The sequence below is a fragment of the Kineococcus glutinatus genome (genome assembly GCF_039542765.1).
In the GTDB taxonomy this organism is placed as follows: domain Bacteria; phylum Actinomycetota; class Actinomycetes; order Actinomycetales; family Kineococcaceae; genus Kineococcus_A; species Kineococcus_A glutinatus.
Genome location: NZ_BAABIL010000010.1, coordinates 1 through 17,138, shown reverse-complemented (window position 1 = coordinate 17,138; position 17,138 = coordinate 1). Strand labels below are relative to the sequence as shown.

The following is a 17,138-nucleotide window of genomic DNA, read 5'->3' as shown; positions in this document are numbered from 1 at the left end:
CGCATGTCGACAGCATCGACGCAGATGTGGGGCACGGCGCGGCTGGTGATCCGCGAGGGCAAGCTGGAGGAGGTCAAGCGCCTCGTCGCCCGGGCGACCGAGATCGTGCGCACCCAGGACCCGGGCACCATCGAGTACGCCGTGTTCGTCAACGCCGAGGGCACCGAGTGCTTCGTGCACGAGCGCTACCGCGACCCCGCCGCCGGCATGGCGCACTCCGCCAACATCGCGCCGCTGATGGCGGAGTTCCTCCAGGTGTGCACGATCACCGGGGAGGTGTGCGGGAACCCCAGCCCGGAGCTGCGCGCGGCGCTGGAGGGCGCGGGGGTGCGGGTCTACACGCCGCTGGAGGTGGGTGGGTGACCGCTGGCGGTGGGGCGGCGCGGCACGCTCCGCAGCAGGGCGCTGACGTCCCGGCCGACGAGGGTGATGGCCTCCCGCCGCCAGGACTGCACGATCGGCTCGTCCGCTGCCACGTGCGCGCGGAGGTCCTGCAGGGAGACGTCGTACGGTTGCGCCCGGTTGCCGGTCCACGCCTCCACCGCGGTGACCAGCGCATCGACCTGCGCCTCCCACGTCCGGGACTGCTCGGCGTCCAGGTCGGGGCGCACGAGCAGGAGGTCGATGTCGGAGTCGGTACCACCCTCCCCGCGGGCGAGGGATCCGAAGACGGCTGCCGTCTGCGCGGGTACGGACCATGCGTCGACGTGGGTCGTGAGGCGCCGCAGCAGCTCGGCGCGCAGGTGCGCCAGGATCTCGACCGCCGGCCACGCCAGGTGGTCGCGGTTGGCGCTGTAGTGGACGGCGTTGCTGCGCCGCTCGGCGTGGACGACCCCTTCGCGGGCGAGGCGGGTGAGGACCCGCTGCACACCTGCTCGCGACCCCACCCCGACCAGGCGCGCCACCTCCCGGCCCGCCAGGGGTGCAGTGGTCCGCGCGAGCACCGCCAGGACCGGGCCGTCGAGGGACGGCACCACGCTGCGCTCGGGTTGGGCGAGGTCCATGCGGCGACTATAAGAGCCAGGAGGCCAGAAAAGTAGCCACCCATGTGCTGCTTCGCTGTCCGGCCACCCAACAACCGGTGGCGCACATGCCGGGGCCGCGCGCGGGTAAGGGCGTCGTGGACCAGCGCCCACCGCCGGGTCCACGCCCCGCCACCAGCCGCGGAGCGCAGTCCACGCGGTGGGACCGCGACGAGAGCACACCCACGACACCGGGAGGCACGATGTTCGACCGCTTCACGACCCCCGAGGACCTCTTCAGCTACAAGCTCGGGCTGGCCCTCAGCATGGAGCGCGACATCCTCGCGAACCTCGCCGTCCTGCAGGAAGCCGCCCAGCGCGAGGAGCTCAAGACCCTCCTCGCCGAGCACGCCGTGGAGACCCAGCAGCAGATCGAGAACCTCGAGGCCGCCTTCGGGCTGCTCGGCGAGGAGGTCCAGGCGCACGAGTGCCTGGTCACCAAGGCCATGGCCAAGGAGGTCACCGGCACCCTGCGCAAAACCGACGCCTCCCTCGCCGACGCCGTCGTGCTGTCCGCCGCGCTGGAGACCGAGCACCACGAGGCCGCCGTCTACGAGTTCCTCATCACCAACGCCGACGCCCGCGGGGCGCAGGGCGTCAAGGCGCTGCTCGAAGCGAACCTCGCCCAGGAGGACGTCGCCCGCGAGCGCATCACCACCATGGCCCGGCGCATCGCCCACGAGGGCGTCGCCGTGCCCGTGGAGGGGACGAGCGGTGGGGTCAAGGCGGCCGTCGCCGCCGGGGTCGCCGTGGCTGCCGGTGCGGCGGCGGTGATCGGGTCGCGGGTGGCGGGGTCCTCCGAGTCCGGTGGGCACGCGGCGGAGGCGGAGGCTGGCGTGCCGATCGCACATGCCGGCGGGGCGGCTGCGGCACCGGCTTCGGGCACCGTGGTGACGCCGCCTGCGGACACCACCGTCACCACGGACGACGGACTCGTGGTCGCCGAGGAGCTCAACGACGACGCCCTGCAGGAGCGCATTGTGGAGTCCGAGGCGCGGGAGAACGCGGAGCACTGACCCCACGCCGGGGCCTGCGCCGGTCGCTGGGGCGACGCCCGCAGGCTATGTGGAGGACGACGGTCACACATCCGACCCGAGGTGGGACGGTATCGCGTGACCACCGGCACCTGCGGCGACCCCGGCCCGCACCCGGGTGCGTCCACGCCCGCCGTCTCTCAGCGCATGAGCCGGATGCGGCGGCGCGACAACGGGCCCGAGATGGCGATCCGCCGGAGGCTGCACGCGCGCGGGCTGCGCTACCGCGTCGTCTGGCCCGTTCCCGGGCAGCGGCGGCGGACGATCGACATCGCCTTCACGCGGGCGCGGCTCGCCGTGTACGTCGACGGCTGCTTCTGGCACGGGTGCCCGGAGCACGCCCACCTGCCGAAGGCGAACGCCGGGTGGTGGGCGCAGAAGATCGCGTGGAACCGGGCACGGGACGCCGACGTCACCCGACAGCTCGAGACGCTGGGGTGGACGGTGCTGCGGGTGTGGGAGCACGAGGACCCGGAGGAGGTGGTGGAGCGAGTGGTGGGGTGGCTCCGGGATCGGTGTGCAGCGGACGCGTGAGCGTCCGGACCTCCGGGCCGTGCGTCGTCGCAGCACCTCGCCTGGCGTGGGGCGACGCGATGACCAGCTCACGAGTGGCGATGCGTGGCGACCACTAGGCTGGCCGTCGTGGAGGAGAGCGTGGCTGCTGAGCTCCGAGCGATGGTGGCGGAACGCGACTGGGGGCAGTTCCACACACCTGAGAACCTGGCGAAGAGCATCGTCATCGAAGCCTCCGAGCTGTTGGAGTGCTTCCAGTGGGGCGCTGAGGTGGACCACGGACGGGTGCAGGGCGAGCTGGCCGACGTGCTCACGTACTGCTACCTCATGGCCGACAGGCTGGGCGTCGACGCCGATCGGATCGTCCTGGCCAAGCTCGAGGAGACCCGGTCCAAGTACCCCGTCGAGAAGTCTCGAGGCCGGAGCACCAAGTATGACCAGCTTTGAGATCGAGGAGTTGCACTTCGACGCTCGTAGCCTCAAGACTTGGGCGTTGCTGGACGACCGCCACCGGAACTGGCCTGTCGTGTACACGCTCGACGGACCTGGCGAGGTCTACGTCGGCGAGTCGCTCAACGCGGCCGGCCGCTTCAAGCAGCACCTCGAGACGGGGAAGAAGCGGCTCCGCCGCGCCCGGGTCGTCGTGGACCCCACCTTCAACAAGTCGGTCTGCCTGGACCTCGAGTCGTACCTCATCCGCCTCTTCGCGGGCGACGGCAGGTACGAGGTGCTCAACCGCAACGACGGCATCACCGACGCCGAGTACTACGGCCGGGAGGACTACCAGAAGGCCTTCGAGCGGATCTTCGAAGAGCTGAGGGAGCGGGGTGCCTTCAGCCGCTCGGTGCGAGAGATCGAGAACACCGACCTCTTCAAGCTCTCGCCATTCAAGGCGCTGACCCCCGATCAAGCCATCGCGGTCGAGGACATCCTCTCCGGGCTCTTCGACGACCTCGAGAAGAAGGTTTCGAGCCGCCTGGTGGTCCAGGGCGACCCGGGAACCGGCAAGACCGTCGTCGCCATCTACCTGATCAAACTGCTGACCGACATCCAGAACGCCGATCTGACCGATCCGGTGGGCGAGGACTCGATCCTCTCCGAGTTCTTCGTCGAGGGGTACCCGCAACTGCTCGCCGGACTCCGCATCGGGCTGGTGGTACCGCAGCAGTCCCTGCGCAAGTCGATCCAAAACGTCTTCCGCAAGACCCCGGGGCTCAAGCCGTCCATGGTCATGACGCCGTTCGAGGCCGCGCAGGCCGACACTCGCTTCGACCTGCTGGTCGTCGACGAAGCGCACCGCCTGAACCAGCGCGCGAGCTTGGCATCAGGAGCGGTGAACGCGCTGTTCCCCAAGATCAACGTGCGGCTCTTCGGCGCCGACGACCGGGGCTTGACCCAACTGGACTGGATCAACGCGGTGAGCCGGCACCAGATCTACCTGGTGGACGCCGCACAGGCGGTCCGCCCCGCTGACGTCCCGCGCCAGGTCCTCGAAGACCTCACCGCGACAGCCAAGGCCGCTCGTCGCCACTACCCGCTGACGACACAGATGCGCGTGAAAGCCGGCTCCGACTACGTCGGTTACATCCGGGGCGTCCTCGACGGCGCACCCGTCGAACCGCAGGCTTTCCCCGGCTATGACCTGCGGCTCTTCGACGACCTCGGCGAGATGCTGGCCGTGGTCGCGGAGAAGGAAACCGAGGTCGGCCTCGCCAGGACGGTCGCAGGGTACGCGTGGCCGTGGCGGAGCAGGCACGACCCCACCGCCTTCGACATCACGATCGACGAGTGCCACCTGCGGTGGAACAGCACGGACGTCGACTGGGTGAACTCGCCGACGTCCACCGAAGAGGTGGGGTCGATCCACACCATCCAGGGCTATGACCTCAACGTCGCGGCCGTCATCATCGGACCTGACCTGCGGTTCGACACCGCCACCCGGCGGATCCGCTTCGACCGCTCCAACTACCACGACAAGAAGGGCATGCAGAACAACCCCAGCCGAGGGATCACGTACACGGACGAGGACGTGCTGCAGTTCGTCAAGAACATCTACGCCGTGCTGCTGACCCGCGGCATCCTGGGAACGTACGTGTACGTCTGCGATCCCCCGCTGCGGGAGCACCTCCGGCGCTACCTCCGCCCCTGACACCGCACGGCACGATCCGGTGATCACTCCTCCGGTGGCAGGGTGCCGTGCGCCTTGGCGATCATCCCCTTGATCAGCTCGCTGTGCCTGGTCAGATCGCTCGCAGTCAGGCGGAGACGGTAGCGACCCCATCGGACCTGGTAGTCCAGCACGTCGACGCCGGACTGCTCCAGCTGGGCGGTCAGCTCGTCGGAGCGGGGGATCCGGAATTCGACGGCCACGTACTCCTTGCGTGGGCGGAACGCTGCGAAGTTGTCCGCGACCCCGTCGCGAGCCAACCCGATGTAGTGCTTGTTGTACTTCAAGCTGAGGCTCGGGTCGTGCGCCCGAACCATCTCCCAGAGCGCGTCCACGATTTTCAACGAGGCAGGAGTGCCGCGAGACTCCCAGTAGGAGCGGTCCGCTGACGCGTTGACGGCCTCGTCGTCGTCATCGACACCGAGGGTGGTCACATCCATGACCCTGGTGGTGTGGAGCGTCAGCACGTCCCCGACCTGCAGCGCCGACAGCTGGATGGCGATCAGCGGGATGAATCCGTTGAAGAGCGACAAGACGTTGAGGAACCGGCTGGTGATGTCCTCGGCCACGATGACGGCGATGTGGTCGTACTGGGGGTAGCGCCGCCTCTCGATGTCCCAGTACTCGACGGTGCGGATGATGTGCGTCTCGTCCGTGGCGCCGAGCTGGAGCTCGACCTCGTAGCGGGTCGGCTTGTCCGCGCCCACGTCGGACAGCAGCAGGTCCAGCCTGCCCGCTCGCGGCTGCCTGCGCTCGACGTCCTTCACCACGAGGTCGCCGAGGCCGAGCAGCGACGGGTCGTTGGCGATCCGCTCCTGCAGCCACTTCTCCGTGTACAGCGGGTGCCCGGCGAGACTGATCGGCTTCGATGCCTGGTACTCCACGACACTTCCTCCTGGCGGTCCTCGTCGAGCCTATCGGGCGAGCACCGTCAGGTCATGGGTGGCGGGTCAGTCGTCACTCCGGGTTGCACCACGGACCGGCTCGATGGCACCCATCGCGAGCACCAGGTCCGCCAACTCGTCCAGGCTTTGCACGACCTGCTGCAGGAGCACGTCGGGCGGCAGCTGGAACCGTGCCCCGAACATGCAGTCGCGGGACCGCTTGGTCTGCCCCTCCCCGAAGCCGATGCCCAGGTACGGCGGTGCCCCCGCTGCCACGATGCGCTGCCAGCCGGCGCGGTCGTGGGCCGCCTTGGTGTTGGGCTTGTTGCGGACCCAGTCGGTGCGTGCCGAGGCCATCGCGGGCCACATGGCGTGCAGGTAGTCCCAGTCGAAACCGGCGGAGGTGTCGACGCCCACCTGGTTGAGCATCACCTTCACCGAGGGACCCAGGGGCCGGCGCGACGTCTCACCGACCCGCTTGGGGTAGCTGCGCACCGGTAGCCGCTCCTCCGCCTCCACGAGCACCCGGTAGCCCTCCTCGGCTGCCGGCAGGTACATCCGGGTGATCCAGCTCACCCCTGCGCTGGAACTCACCAGGTCGTGCTGTATCGGTTCCGGGGGGCCAGCTGCCCGAAGACCCACGACATCCGGGCGCGCATGGCGAGGACGAAGTCCTCCCCGACGTGGAGGTCGTTCCACCGGGTGTCGGCGCCGACCCGGGGAAGCGAGGACGCCAGGTGCTGAGCCCACGCCTGCGCGGTCTCTGCCACCCAGGCATCGCTGCTCCGGCTGAAGGCGGTGAGGAGCCGCTCCCACGTGATGGCGCGCCAGCCCTCCTGAGCCGCGATGTCGATCTGCAGCCTCTCGGGGAAGACGAGCAGGTAGTGCTCCGCCTCGGGAAGGGCCGTGCGGTAGCGGGAGAGCTGCTGGCGCCCGAGGCCGGACAGGACCTTCACCTCGATCACGCTGCGGGGTAAACTTTCGAGCTCCAGCACGAGGTCGATGCGGTCCTTGCCCTCGGTGCTGACCTCACGACGCACGCGCAGGCTCGTGCGGTTGCCCTCGAGCCCGAGCAGCGCTGCCACGCAGCCCGGGTCTGCCTCGATGAGCACGGCGAGCAGGTCGCTCCACCGGTTCTCGCTGTCGAGGGGCAGGATGCGGGCGATCGGCACGGTCATGGTTCCTCCTCGTCGAGGCGCGTCCGGTCGAGCTCTTCAGGTCACCTCGTGGACGCGGGACAGCGGCTCTCGGGCGACGAGCTGGGCGGACGGGACGTCCGCGAGCCGGCGGGCGACGGTGTCGGCGGCGAGCGGGCGCGGCAGGACGTCGGCGAACTTCAACCCGTTGACGGCGTCGTCCGCCACCGCCGGACGTGCCGTTGCCCAGTCGACGGCGTCCAGGGCGGTGCTCAGCTCGCCGGGATCGAGGTCGATCCGCAGCCGCAAACGGGTGTCGTCGTAGGACGTCATGGGGTCGACAATGCTGGGCAGCGCCGCCGCGTGCACCTACGAGGTGCTCGCTCGCCCCTGGCCGACGACCGCAGTGTCGTCCTTCACCAGCTCGGTCGGCACCCAGTCCTCCGCCGACGCGCTCAGCGGCGTGCGCTCCACGCCCTCGTGCGGGTGGATGCCGCGCCGCTCCAGCGCCTCCCACAGTCCGGCCATCGCCCGATCCGGGTCGTAGTTGAACTCGCTGTCCCGAACCCGCCAGAACTGCCACCCGGCGCGCTTGAGCTCCTGCTCGCGGTGCAGGTCGTTGAGCCGCTGCTCCGGCGAGGAGTGCCAGTGCTCACCGTCGCACTCCACGGCCAGCCGACCCTTGGCGCCGGTGACGACGAGGTCGATGCGCCGACCGTTGACCTCCCACTGCGGGGTGACCTGGTAGCCGCGCTCGCGGATGCGCAGGTACACGCGCTGCTCGAAGAGGGAGTCGAAGGGCTCGTGCGGCTCGTCGGGGGTGACGTTGGCCAGGTCGGAGGCGACCCGCGGCGCCGGCGGGTTGATCAAGTAGGTGAGCAGGGACCGGCGCAGGTCCTTCGGTGAGAGCAGGTCGGGCGTCACGGAGTGGAAGAGCCACATCTGGTCCTGCGCCCGGCTGGCGGCGACGTTGAAGCGGCGCTGGTCCTCCTCCCGGCTGAGGGCGTTGCGCTTCTCCGCGACGACCATGGACAGGAAGGCGACGTGCCGTTCGTCGCCCTGGAAGTCCGGGGGTGTGCCGACGCGGAGCTTGCGCTGCTCGAAGGCGTCAGCGGGCACGAGCCGGCGCAGCTCGTCCTCGATGAGGTCGACCTGCGCCTGACCCTGCAGCACGATGACGCCGAAGGTCTTGCCGCGGTACGCCGGGTCGTCGAGGCACGTGGCGACCCGCTCGGCGATGGCCGTGGCTTCCGCCTTATTGCGCAGCCGGGCGTTGACCCCGTCGCTGACGGCACCGGGCACGTGCGTCAGGCGCAGGGGCTGGAGCCGGTCGCTGCCGAACTGCCGCAGCGGCACGAGGGGCGATTCGGCGTAGAACTGCCGCGACGACCAGTCGATGATCTCCGGCATGCAGCGGAAGTGCTCCCGCAGCTGCACCATCCCCCCGAAGCGGGTCTTGAGCAGGCTGAAGAGGCTGTCGCGCGGCGTGAGCGAGTTGCGCAGGTGGCGCGGCAGGTCGGGCAGGTAGTCGTCGAGCTTGTCGAAGATCGGCTGCAGCTCGCCGTGGCTCACCGCGGACGGCGCGCACTGCTTGTCGTCACCCACGACGATGACGCGCGGCGCCAGCCACAGCAGGAAGAGCGCTTCGATGCTGGCCTGGCTGGCCTCGTCGATGATGACGACGTCGAAGGAGTTCTTGTCCGGCGGTACCGTCTCCAGGACCTCCGCGAGCGGCATGATCCACGCGGGGACAGCGCCCCGGGCATCTGCCATCGCCTCCCGCGCGCCCCGTGCGTAGTAGTGCACGTACTTGCCGGTGCCCTTGCCCATCGACTTGGTGTTCTGCTGGTAGGAGCGCAAGGCCTGCGACTGCTTCGCGGTCATCCGGGCCAGGCACGCCTGCCACGCCTTGGCGGCCGCCAGCTGCGCGGTGAGGGACCGCACGGTGCGGATCGCCTCGTCGAGCTGCTGGTCGAGCTGGGCTTCGCGGCCGGGAGCGCGCTGGGCGTCGAAGAAGGTCTGCGCAGCCGCCCACGCCCAGGCGTCGGCCAGGCTCCCGAGCCGCTGCTGCCACGCCGGATCACCCGCGGTGGCCTGCACGAGCTGCGCGAGGCCCGGGTGGGCGGCGTTGAGCTCCCGCCAGAGCTCGTCGGCGCGCGCCTGCTGCTCGACGTCGATGCGCGCGTCCGCCAGGGCGGTGCAGGCTGCGGCGTAGGCGTCGACGTCCCGACTGCGTGCCGCGGTGATGAGGTTGCGGCACTCCGGCGCGGCGCGCTCGACGCCCGCGATCCGCTCGACGTCCTCGACGGCCCGGTCGACGGCGTCGGTGGCCCTGCGCGCCGCGAGTTGCGCCCGGACCGACTCCAGCCCCTCGACGAGCTCGGCCCACTGCTCCCAGGTGGTGAGGCTGAGCGCGACACCGGCGGCGGCCAGCTCGTCGCGCATCCTCTCCATGGCCTGCACGAGCTCACCGATGGACGTGAGCTCCCGGGCCGCGCCGACGAGCTGGGAGATCCGCCGGCCGAGCGGTGCATCGGCCGGCACGGAGAGCCCCACATCGGCCCAGCGCGCGGCGAGGGCGTCGACGGTGACCTCCGCCTCGAGGCGGGCCAGCACCAGCTCGAGGAGCTCGGCGTTCGTCGGGGCCAACCCGTCCACGGCCGCCCCGTCGAGCAGCGGCGCGGCCTGCTTCTGCACCGCCGGCTTGAGGAGCCCCTTCAGCTTGCCGCCGCTGCGGAAGTACTCGTGCAGCGCACGACCGGCGGCGAGCTGCCCCGCACGGCTTCCCGCGCCGGTCGCCTCGAACGCCGGTAGCTCGACGGTGCGCAGCCCCAGGGAGCGCAGCAGCCGCTCGGCGTCCTCGGCGCGGTCCGCGACGTCGGAGACCTGCTGCCACAGGCTGGCGTCGCGGCCGGCGAGCGCGTCGTCGAGGCACTGCTGACGCCAGTCCGCCGGGCCGCTGCGCAGCGTGGACAGCCCAGCGCCGATGCGCTCCGCCGCAGGCTGCAGCCGGGTGAACGCAGCATCGTCGATCGGCTGCAGGGCCTCGGTCAGATCGCTGCGGGCGGCTCGCGCCTCGACGGCGGCGGCACGCTCGGCAGCCACGAGACCGGTGAGCACCTCGGGGCTGAGCAGCGCGTCACCGGGTGGGATGACCTGCGCCGTCCGAGCGCGCCGCTCGGCGGTGGCACCGGCGAGGAGGCCGACCAGCTCACCGATCCGCGCCGCGGGGACGGGCAGGCTCGCCGGAGCGCCCGTGGGCAGTGGTGTCGGCATCCAGCCGAGCCGCTCACGGCGATCGCGCAGCCGGGCGGCGATGGTGCCGAGCGTGCCGGAGTAGCCAGGCGCGACCTCGGGGTGGTGGTAGGTCTCCGACTCCCGCAGCGCCCGGATCTGCTCCGTCAACCTCGCCACGGCCGAACGTGCGGCGTCCCGCTGCGCGGCGAGGTCCGCGACCGCCCGGGTGTACTCGGCCTGGTCGAAGCTGGAGTGCCGGTCGACGAGGGCGTTGACGCTGCGCGACAGCTCCGCCGAGCCACCACGGCCCTGATCCGTCATGGACACGCACAGCTGCTGCACCTCGGCCGGCAGCTTGTCGCGCAGCACGGCCAGCGCCTGCGCCTTCTGGCTCGTCACCAGGACCCGCTGCCCCTCGGCGACGAGGGCGGAGACGAGGTTGGCGATGGTGTGCGTCTTGCCCGTCCCGGGCGGGCCCTGCACCACCACACCCGTCTCGTGGCGCAGCCGCGTCATGATCCGCGCCTGCTCCGGGTTGGCCGGCAGCGGGAAGAGCGGGTCGGCGGTGAGCTCGGTCGTGCTGCCCTCGGCCGCCAACCACCGCCGGCGCTCGTGCGGCTCCAGCGCCGTGAGCAGCTGGGCCAACCCGAGGGGCGCAGCGCCGTCCGCGCCGGACAGCGCCTCGAGCATCCGCTCGTAGTAGCCGATGAGGCTCGCCCGGCCGCGTGGACGCAGGACCAGAGCAGGTGCGAACCGGAGCACCGGCGTGGCGGCGACCTCCTCCTGCGGCTGCCAGTCCTTCTCGTAGGCCCGGCAGCTCGGGAGCCCCAGCACGCGCCACTGCTCGAGCAGCTCGTGGTTGTCGTCCGCCAGCGGGCCGGCCTCCATCGCACGGGCCGTGACGCGGGACGGCTCGGCGCGCGCGGCGTCAAAGCCCTCGACACCGGTGAGCAGGTCGCGGTCGTGCACCCGCAAGCCACCGCCCTCGGCGACTGCCAGGCGCAGGACACCCGTCCGCTCGTCGACCTCGATGCCCAGGCGGGTGCTGAGGAGGTGGTTGCGGACCCGGGGCGTCTTGGGCGGTTGGACGGTGATCAGGCCGGTGGCGAGGACGAGCTCGTACTGGTCGTCCTGCTGGGACAGCTGCCGGTAGATCGTGCTCAGCTCGTCGTACCAGCGCCGCGCAGGCGCGGTGCGCCGGTCGCACTCGGCCCACGCGGTCCACTCGGCGCTCCAGCGCTCGTAGGCGCGGCGCACCTCCCGGTCGGACGGCGCCGCATCAGCGCTGTCCAGCGCCTCCAGGGTGAGGGGCGCCTCCTGCAGCTCGGGCAGCGGAGCGCTCGAGTCGTCGATCGTCGCGGTCTCCACCCAGCCGTGGAGCACCCCGGGCAGCGCGGGAGCCGCTTCCGCCGGTACGGGCGCGAAGGAGCAGAGGACGTCGCCGACCTCGGCCGTGGAGTCGGCAGCGACCCCCTCGGGCAAGTCCACCAGCCACAGCACGTGCCGGTAGGCGGCGACGTCGAGCACCGGGGCGCGCCCCGCCCGGGCGAGGTCGCGCAGGAACTCCACGAGTCGGGCCGTCTGCCCGACCATCTGACGGCTCAGCGCCGACTCCGCCACTGCCATGTGCCCTCCTCGCTCCTCCTTCGAGTGTGCCCGAGGCCACCGACTGATGAGTGGACGCGAGCCGCTGGCTGATCGTCAGCACCCGCTCGGACCAGCGGCGATGGATCATCGATCAGCACTGCCGGCTGCTGCAGACACAGCTCGAGCCCGCCCAAAAGCGCAGCATTAACCCGCCCAAATCCGCAGCCTAATTCCGCCCAAAAGCGCAGCTCAGCTAGGCTGTACCGGTGCCCGCAGCCCTGGCCTCCCACGTCGATCGCCGGGCGCTCGCCGTCGCCCGCGCCCGCGTCGACGAGGAGCTGGTCATCCTCCTCGAGGGCCCGCGCTCCGTGGGCAAGTCCACGATGCTGCGCGACCTGGCCGCGTCGCTCGGCGCGGAGGTCCTGGACCTCGACGACCTCGCGACGCGCGACGCCGTGACGCGCGACCCCGCGCTCTTCATGGCCGGGCCGTCACCGGTCTGCGTCGACGAGTACCAGAAGGCGCCGCTCGTCCTCGACGCGATCAAGGCCGAGCTCAACAGGAGCGGGCGCCCGGGCCGCTTCGTCCTCGCGGGATCCACCCGCTTCGACGCCCTCCCCGAGGCAGCGCAGTCGCTGACGGGTCGCCTGCACCGCCTCACCGTCCGTCCCCTGTCCCAGTGCGAGCTCGACGGCGGTGGCCACTCCCCCGTGGCCCAGCTGTTCGAGGACCCCGCCGGAGCTGTGGGCAGCGCCCCGTCCACCACTCCCCGCGAGGAGTACGTCGAGCGGGTGGTGGCCGGCGGCTTCCCCATGGCGCTCGCTCGCCGGACACCTGCCGCGCGCGCCCGCTGGTTCGACGACTACGTGCGCTTGACGCTCGAGCGGGACGTCCGCGAGCTCAGCAAGGTGCGCCAGGCGGCTGCGCTGCCGCGCCTCCTCGAGCGGCTCGCCGGCCAGACGGGTCAAGTGCTGACCACGGCATCAGCCGCTGCGGACGTCGGGCTGGACGAGCGGACCGCCGACGGCTACCTCCGGCTGCTCGAAGCGGTCTTCCTGGTCCACCGGCTGCCCGCCTGGGCACGGACCACGACGTCGCGGGCACGGCAGCGCCCCAAGCTGCACGTCGTGGACTCCGGCGTCGCCGCCCGGCTCCTGCGGCTGGGGCCGGACAAGCTGGCCGCTCGCACACCGGCAGCGCTGCAGCAGTTCGGCCACCTGCTGGAGACCTTCGTCGTCCAGGAGCTCCTGACCCAGGCGTCGTGGACGGACGACCTGACGGGAGCGGGCCACTGGCGCACCAAGGACGGCGACGAGGTGGACCTCGTGCTCGAGCGGGACGACGGCGCCGTCATCGCGTTCGAGGTGAAGGCCGGCAGCCGGGTGCCCGGTGACGAGCTCAAGGGGCTGCGCAAGCTCCGCGACGCGGTGGGTGAGCCGTTCCTCGCCGGCATCGCGCTGTACCTCGGGCAGCGGTCGTACACCTACGAGGACCGGCTGCACGTGCTGCCCGTCGACCGGCTGTGGCGCGGGTGAGACACCTCGGCACACGACACGTGCTCCGCACGATGCGTCGTGGCGACGTGGGGTGCGACGCCGGGTGACGTCACCGTCGTGGCGGCCTCACCCCTGCCCGTGCGCCTCCTCGTACGCGGCGACGACCTCGTGGGGCAGGCGACCGCTGCCGGCCACGCTGTACCCGGCAGCACGCGCCCACTCCCGGATCCGCGTCGACGACGACCGGGACGACCCCGCCGCAGCAGGTGGCACTGGCGCCAGCCACTCCTCCCCACCCGCGAAGACGTCGTCCACCTCCGCGGCGATCGCCTCCACCGCACCGGCCAGCGCCTGGTCGTGCGGCGCCTCCAGCGGCAGGCTCTCCACGTTCCTCAGCCGCCGGCCGATGGCCCGGTGCCGCACCCCGGCCTGCTCGGCGGTGTTGCGGGCGGTGTCGAGGTGCTTGACCAGCTTCTCCCAGACGCCGGCGGAGTTCTCGAACTCGGTCTTCACGTGCCCGAGGACCTGCCACACCTCGCTGGAGCGCCGCTGGATGGCGAGGGTCCGGAAACCCATGGACAGCGACCCGAGCAGCGCGGTGAGGGTGGTGGGGCCGGCGACGACGATGCGGTGCTTGGTGCGCAGCTCGTGCACGAGGCCGTGCTGGCGCACCACCTCGGCGAAGAGGCCCTCCGTCGGCAGGTACATGACGGCGAAGTCGGTGGTGTGCGGCGGATTGACGTACTTGCCCGCGATGGACGTCGCCTCGGCCCGCACCCGGTCGAGGAACGCCTTGGTGGCCGCCTTGGTCCCGGCGGTGTCGCCCTCCTCCCAGGACGCCTGGAGCCGCTCGTAGACGTCCATCGGGAACTTGGAGTCGATGGCCAGCCACACCGGCCGGCCGTCCTCGCCGCCGGGCAGGCGCACCGCGAAGTCGGCCATCTCCACGGACTCGGGGTTCACCCGGTACTGCTTCTCGTATTGCTCGGGGGTGAGCAGGTCGGCGAGCAGGGCGTCGAGCTGCAGCTCCGCCCACACGCCGCGGGTCTTGACGTTGGTGAGGGTGCGCTGCAGGGACCCCACGCCCTGGGCGAGCACCTGCATCTCGCCGAGGCCCTTGTGGACGCTCTCCAGCTGGCCGCTGACCTGCTTGAAGCTGGCGTCGAGCCGCTCGCCGAGGGTGGCGTCCAGCTTCTCCTGGACGGTGGCGCGCATCTGCTCCAGCTTGACCTCGTTGGCCGCGGACAGCTTGTCGAGGGCGGCCTGCAGCTCCTGGCGGGCCTCGCGCTGCTCGCCGGACACGGTGGCCGTGAGGGCGGTCAGCTTCTCCGCCTGCTCCTGCTGCATCCGCTGCAGCGCGCCGGTCTGCTCCTGGCGCAGCTCCTTGCCCACGGTGGCGAGCTCGCCCTGGAAGCGGTGCAGCGAGTCGCTCAGCTCGGTGCGGAACTGCGCGAGCTGCTCCCCCTGCTCGGTGCGGGCCGCCGCGGTCGAGGCGGTGAGCTCGGCGACCCGGTCGGTGGTCGCGGTCTGCAGGTCCGCGAAAGCCGCACGCTGCGCCGCGCTGAAGGTGTCCAGCTGGGCCGCCTGCTCCAGCCGCGCCGCCTCCTGGCGCTCGACGACGGCCTTCACCTCGTCGACGACAGCCGCGCGCAGCTCGCGGGTCACGACGGTCAGCAGCTCCTGGAAGGACGCCAGCTGCTGCTGCACCTCACCACGCAGCGCCGCCAGTTCAGCGCTCTGGGTGGTGCGCAGCGCGGTGCTGGCCTCGCGGGAGGTCTGCTCGGTGGCGCGCTGCTGCTCGTAGAGGGTGGTGACCAGTTCCTGGCGCAGCTCGCGCAGCGCTCGGTCCTCGTCCTCGGCGGCGCTGCGCAGCTCGGCGCGCACCTCGGACGTGGCGGCGCCCTGGGCCTGGCGGAGCCGGTCGTGCTCGTCGCGCAGGGACGAGCTGATCGACTCCACGAGCATCCGCACCGTCTGCACGCCCTGGGTGAGCTCCGGGTCGGTGCCGGCCGGGGCGCTCGTGGTGGGAGCGGTGCGCGTGCGCCAGGCGAGCAGCGAGAGAACCGCGGCGATCGAGCTCACGACGAGCACGGCGATCAGCAGGAACAGCACGGACGACTCCAGCAGGACGGGGTGCGCCGTTGCTCGACGCTCGGGTGGGGCTCAGCCCTGTCTGAGACGTCGACCGGACGCTCCCCGCGCTGGAGACGTCCGGGCGGGTGCACCCGAACGGCCGAAGGCCGGGAGGACGCGCTACGACGCCGCCCGGCACCGCTCGTAGTACCACGTCGAGTCGGCACGTGGTGCGCTACCGATCGCGCCTTGATCACGCTACCTTTTGGCAGCTCCCCAGGCTGTCGATCGCATCTGGTGGATCCGGCGGGCACCCGCCCGGCTATCGGATCAGCGCCGCTGGCACAGTGGCCCGGTGGCAGCGCTGCACCCCCACCAGCCCGACGCCGTGCTCGTCGAGGGCCTCTACGAGACGCTGGTCTCCGCTGACCTCGACGCGGTCCTCGCCCAGCTCGACGGCTGGCACACCGACGTTCGCCGCGTCGACGCCGCCGACGCCCCGCACGTCCTCGCCCGCCACGTCGGCGACCTCGTGCGCCGGACGCTGGAAGCCACGCCCGACGCGGACGACCGGCTGGTCCTGGTGCGGGACCTGCTCGGCGTCCTCGGCGCCGCCGGCGCCGTGCCGGTGCCCGACGAGGACGGCGCACCGCGCGAACTGGTCGCCGCGCACCGCCAGCAGGCGCTGGCGCAGCCGTCGACGGTCCGACCGGCCACCCCGCTGTCCGAGGCGGCCCTGCTCACCAACAGCCACGCCGACCCGAGCCTCGCCGCGGAGCTTCGCGCTGAACTGGCCAGCGCGGACCGGGTCGACCTGCTGTGCGCGTTCGTGAAGTGGTCCGGGCTGCGGCTGCTGGAGCGGGAGCTCCGCGACCTCACAGCCCGTGGGGCGCCGCTGCGGGTCATCACGACGACCTACATGGGTGCCACGGAGCGGGCAGCGCTGGATGCACTCGTCGAGCGGTTCGGCGCCGAGGTGAAGGTGACCTACGAGACGGCCCGCACCCGGCTGCACGCCAAGGCGTGGGTGCTGCGGCGCAACACGGGCTTCGACACCGCCTACGTCGGCTCCTCGAACCTGTCGCGCGCCGCGCTCGTCGAGGGGCTGGAGTGGAACGTGCGGTTGTCTGCCGTGGCGAACCGGGCGCTGCTCGACAAGTTCGAGGCGACGTTCACCAGCTACTGGGAAAGCAGCTCCTTCGAGACATACCAGCCCGAGCGGGACGGCGACAAGCTCGACCGGGCGCTCGCCGACGCCGGCCACACGAGCAGCAACCGCATCCGGATCTCCGGCTTGGAGGTGACGGCGCGCCCGCACCAGCAGGAGATGCTCGAGCAGCTGGCCGGGGAGCGGCAGCTGCACGACCGGCACCGCAACCTCGTCGTCGCGGCCACCGGCACCGGCAAGACGGTGCTCGCCGCGCTGGACTACCGGGCGCTGCGCGCGCAGCACGGTAGGGACCTCACCCTGCTGTTCGTGGCGCACCGCCACGAGCTGCTGGACCAGGCGCGGCGCACCTACCGGGAGGTGCTCGGCGACGGCTCCTTCGGAGATCTGCTCGTGAGCGGGCATCGGCCGCGCACCGGTCGGCACGTGTTCGCCAGCGTCCAATCGCTGTCGCCGCAAGTGCTCGCGGAGCTGGAACCGGACCGGTTCGACGTCGTCGTCCTCGACGAGTGCCACCACGCCACCGCCGACAGCTACCAGCGGATCCTGAACCGCTTGCAGCCGATCGAGCTGCTGGGGCTCACCGCCACCCCGGAGCGCACCGACGGGCAAGACGTGCCGGCGCTGTTCGGCGGTCGGATCGCCGCGGAGCTGCGGTTGTGGGACGCGCTGGACGGGGACCTGCTCGTGCCGTTCCACTACTTCGCCACCGACGACGGCACGGACCTGCGCTCGGTGCGCTGGCAGCGCGGCCGCTACGACGCCGACGGGCTGTCCGGTCTCTACACCGGCAACGACGCCCGGGCGCGCATCGTGCTGCG

14 protein-coding genes are annotated in these 17,138 nt (G+C 71.5%); 7 read left to right on the top strand and 7 right to left on the bottom strand.

Annotated elements, in window-relative coordinates; all coding sequences use genetic code 11:
- The first annotated feature begins 3 nt into the window (after positions 1-3).
- A complete protein-coding gene (locus tag ABEB16_RS00960) occupies positions 4-363 on the top strand; it encodes a putative quinol monooxygenase (RefSeq protein WP_345710408.1) in 360 nt (119 codons plus the stop codon).
- Here the strand turns inward: ABEB16_RS00960 and ABEB16_RS00955 are convergent.
- Positions 336-1,004: a nucleotidyltransferase domain-containing protein gene (locus ABEB16_RS00955; protein ID WP_345710407.1), complete on the bottom strand. Its 669-nt coding sequence runs from the start codon at positions 1,002-1,004 to the stop codon at positions 336-338. The genes ABEB16_RS00960 and ABEB16_RS00955 overlap by 28 nt on opposite strands.
- Before the next feature lie 221 nt (positions 1,005-1,225).
- Here ABEB16_RS00955 and ABEB16_RS00950 point away from each other — a divergent pair, with 221 nt between their 5' ends.
- From ABEB16_RS00950 to ABEB16_RS00935, 4 genes are all read left to right on the top strand, one after another.
- The gene (locus ABEB16_RS00950; protein WP_345710406.1) at positions 1,226-2,038 is read left to right on the top strand and encodes a YciE/YciF ferroxidase family protein; all 813 of its coding nucleotides are present in this window, start codon (positions 1,226-1,228) and stop codon (positions 2,036-2,038) included.
- 165 nt (positions 2,039-2,203) lie between these two features.
- Positions 2,204-2,590, top strand: coding sequence for a very short patch repair endonuclease (locus tag ABEB16_RS00945; protein ID WP_345710419.1), 387 nt, complete (start codon positions 2,204-2,206; stop codon positions 2,588-2,590).
- Positions 2,591-2,731: 141 nt separating this feature from the next.
- The gene (locus ABEB16_RS00940; protein ID WP_345710418.1) at positions 2,732-3,016 is read left to right on the top strand and encodes a nucleotide pyrophosphohydrolase; all 285 of its coding nucleotides are present in this window, start codon (positions 2,732-2,734) and stop codon (positions 3,014-3,016) included.
- On the top strand, positions 3,003-4,718 hold the full coding sequence (locus tag ABEB16_RS00935) for a DNA/RNA helicase domain-containing protein (protein ID WP_345710405.1): 1,716 nt from the start codon (positions 3,003-3,005) through the stop codon (positions 4,716-4,718). Before ABEB16_RS00940 ends, ABEB16_RS00935 begins: the two co-directional genes overlap by 14 nt.
- Positions 4,719-4,741: 23 nt before the next feature.
- Here ABEB16_RS00935 and ABEB16_RS00930 read toward each other — a convergent pair whose 3' ends face one another.
- The 5 genes from ABEB16_RS00930 to ABEB16_RS00910 form a co-directional block, all read right to left on the bottom strand.
- A complete protein-coding gene (locus ABEB16_RS00930; RefSeq protein ID WP_345710404.1) occupies positions 4,742-5,620 on the bottom strand; it encodes a hypothetical protein in 879 nt (292 codons plus the stop codon).
- A gap of 66 nt (positions 5,621-5,686) precedes the next feature.
- A complete protein-coding gene (locus tag ABEB16_RS00925) occupies positions 5,687-6,214 on the bottom strand; it encodes a hypothetical protein (protein ID WP_345710403.1) in 528 nt (175 codons plus the stop codon).
- Positions 6,211-6,798, bottom strand: coding sequence for a PDDEXK-like family protein (locus tag ABEB16_RS00920; protein ID WP_345710402.1), 588 nt, complete (start codon positions 6,796-6,798; stop codon positions 6,211-6,213). Before ABEB16_RS00920 ends, ABEB16_RS00925 begins: the two co-directional genes overlap by 4 nt.
- Before the next feature lie 36 nt (positions 6,799-6,834).
- A complete protein-coding gene (locus ABEB16_RS00915; protein ID WP_345710401.1) occupies positions 6,835-7,089 on the bottom strand; it encodes a hypothetical protein in 255 nt (84 codons plus the stop codon).
- A gap of 36 nt (positions 7,090-7,125) precedes the next feature.
- Positions 7,126-11,619 (bottom strand): AAA domain-containing protein, encoded by a 4,494-nt coding sequence (locus tag ABEB16_RS00910; RefSeq protein ID WP_345710400.1) that lies wholly within the window; start codon positions 11,617-11,619, stop codon positions 7,126-7,128.
- Between the two features lie 227 nt (positions 11,620-11,846).
- Between ABEB16_RS00910 and ABEB16_RS00905 the strand changes: the two genes are divergently transcribed.
- A complete protein-coding gene (locus ABEB16_RS00905; protein WP_345710399.1) occupies positions 11,847-13,115 on the top strand; it encodes an ATP-binding protein in 1,269 nt (422 codons plus the stop codon).
- An 87-nt stretch (positions 13,116-13,202) separates the two neighbouring features.
- Here the strand turns inward: ABEB16_RS00905 and ABEB16_RS00900 are convergent, their stop codons facing one another.
- Positions 13,203-15,188 (bottom strand): DNA recombination protein RmuC, encoded by a 1,986-nt coding sequence (locus ABEB16_RS00900; RefSeq protein WP_345710398.1) that lies wholly within the window; start codon positions 15,186-15,188, stop codon positions 13,203-13,205.
- A gap of 349 nt (positions 15,189-15,537) precedes the next feature.
- Between ABEB16_RS00900 and ABEB16_RS00895 the strand changes: the two genes are divergently transcribed.
- The coding region (locus ABEB16_RS00895) for a DEAD/DEAH box helicase (RefSeq protein WP_425560066.1) at positions 15,538-17,138 on the top strand (1,601 nt) is incomplete at its 3' end.

What these genes read in the sequence shown, in the direction of transcription:
- ABEB16_RS00960 (WP_345710408.1), top strand. Translation starts at nt 4, where the DNA reads ATGTCGACAGCATCGACGCAGATGTGGGGCACGGCGCGGCTGGTGATC.
- ABEB16_RS00955 (WP_345710407.1), bottom strand. Translation starts at nt 1,004, where the DNA reads ATGGACCTCGCCCAACCCGAGCGCAGCGTGGTGCCGTCCCTCGACGGC.
- ABEB16_RS00950 (WP_345710406.1), top strand. Translation starts at nt 1,226, where the DNA reads ATGTTCGACCGCTTCACGACCCCCGAGGACCTCTTCAGCTACAAGCTC.
- ABEB16_RS00945 (WP_345710419.1), top strand. Translation starts at nt 2,204, where the DNA reads ATGAGCCGGATGCGGCGGCGCGACAACGGGCCCGAGATGGCGATCCGC.
- ABEB16_RS00940 (WP_345710418.1), top strand. Translation starts at nt 2,732, where the DNA reads ATGGTGGCGGAACGCGACTGGGGGCAGTTCCACACACCTGAGAACCTG.
- ABEB16_RS00935 (WP_345710405.1), top strand. Translation starts at nt 3,003, where the DNA reads ATGACCAGCTTTGAGATCGAGGAGTTGCACTTCGACGCTCGTAGCCTC.
- ABEB16_RS00920 (WP_345710402.1), bottom strand. Translation starts at nt 6,798, where the DNA reads ATGACCGTGCCGATCGCCCGCATCCTGCCCCTCGACAGCGAGAACCGG.
- ABEB16_RS00915 (WP_345710401.1), bottom strand. Translation starts at nt 7,089, where the DNA reads ATGACGTCCTACGACGACACCCGTTTGCGGCTGCGGATCGACCTCGAT.
- ABEB16_RS00910 (WP_345710400.1), bottom strand. Translation starts at nt 11,619, where the DNA reads ATGGCAGTGGCGGAGTCGGCGCTGAGCCGTCAGATGGTCGGGCAGACG.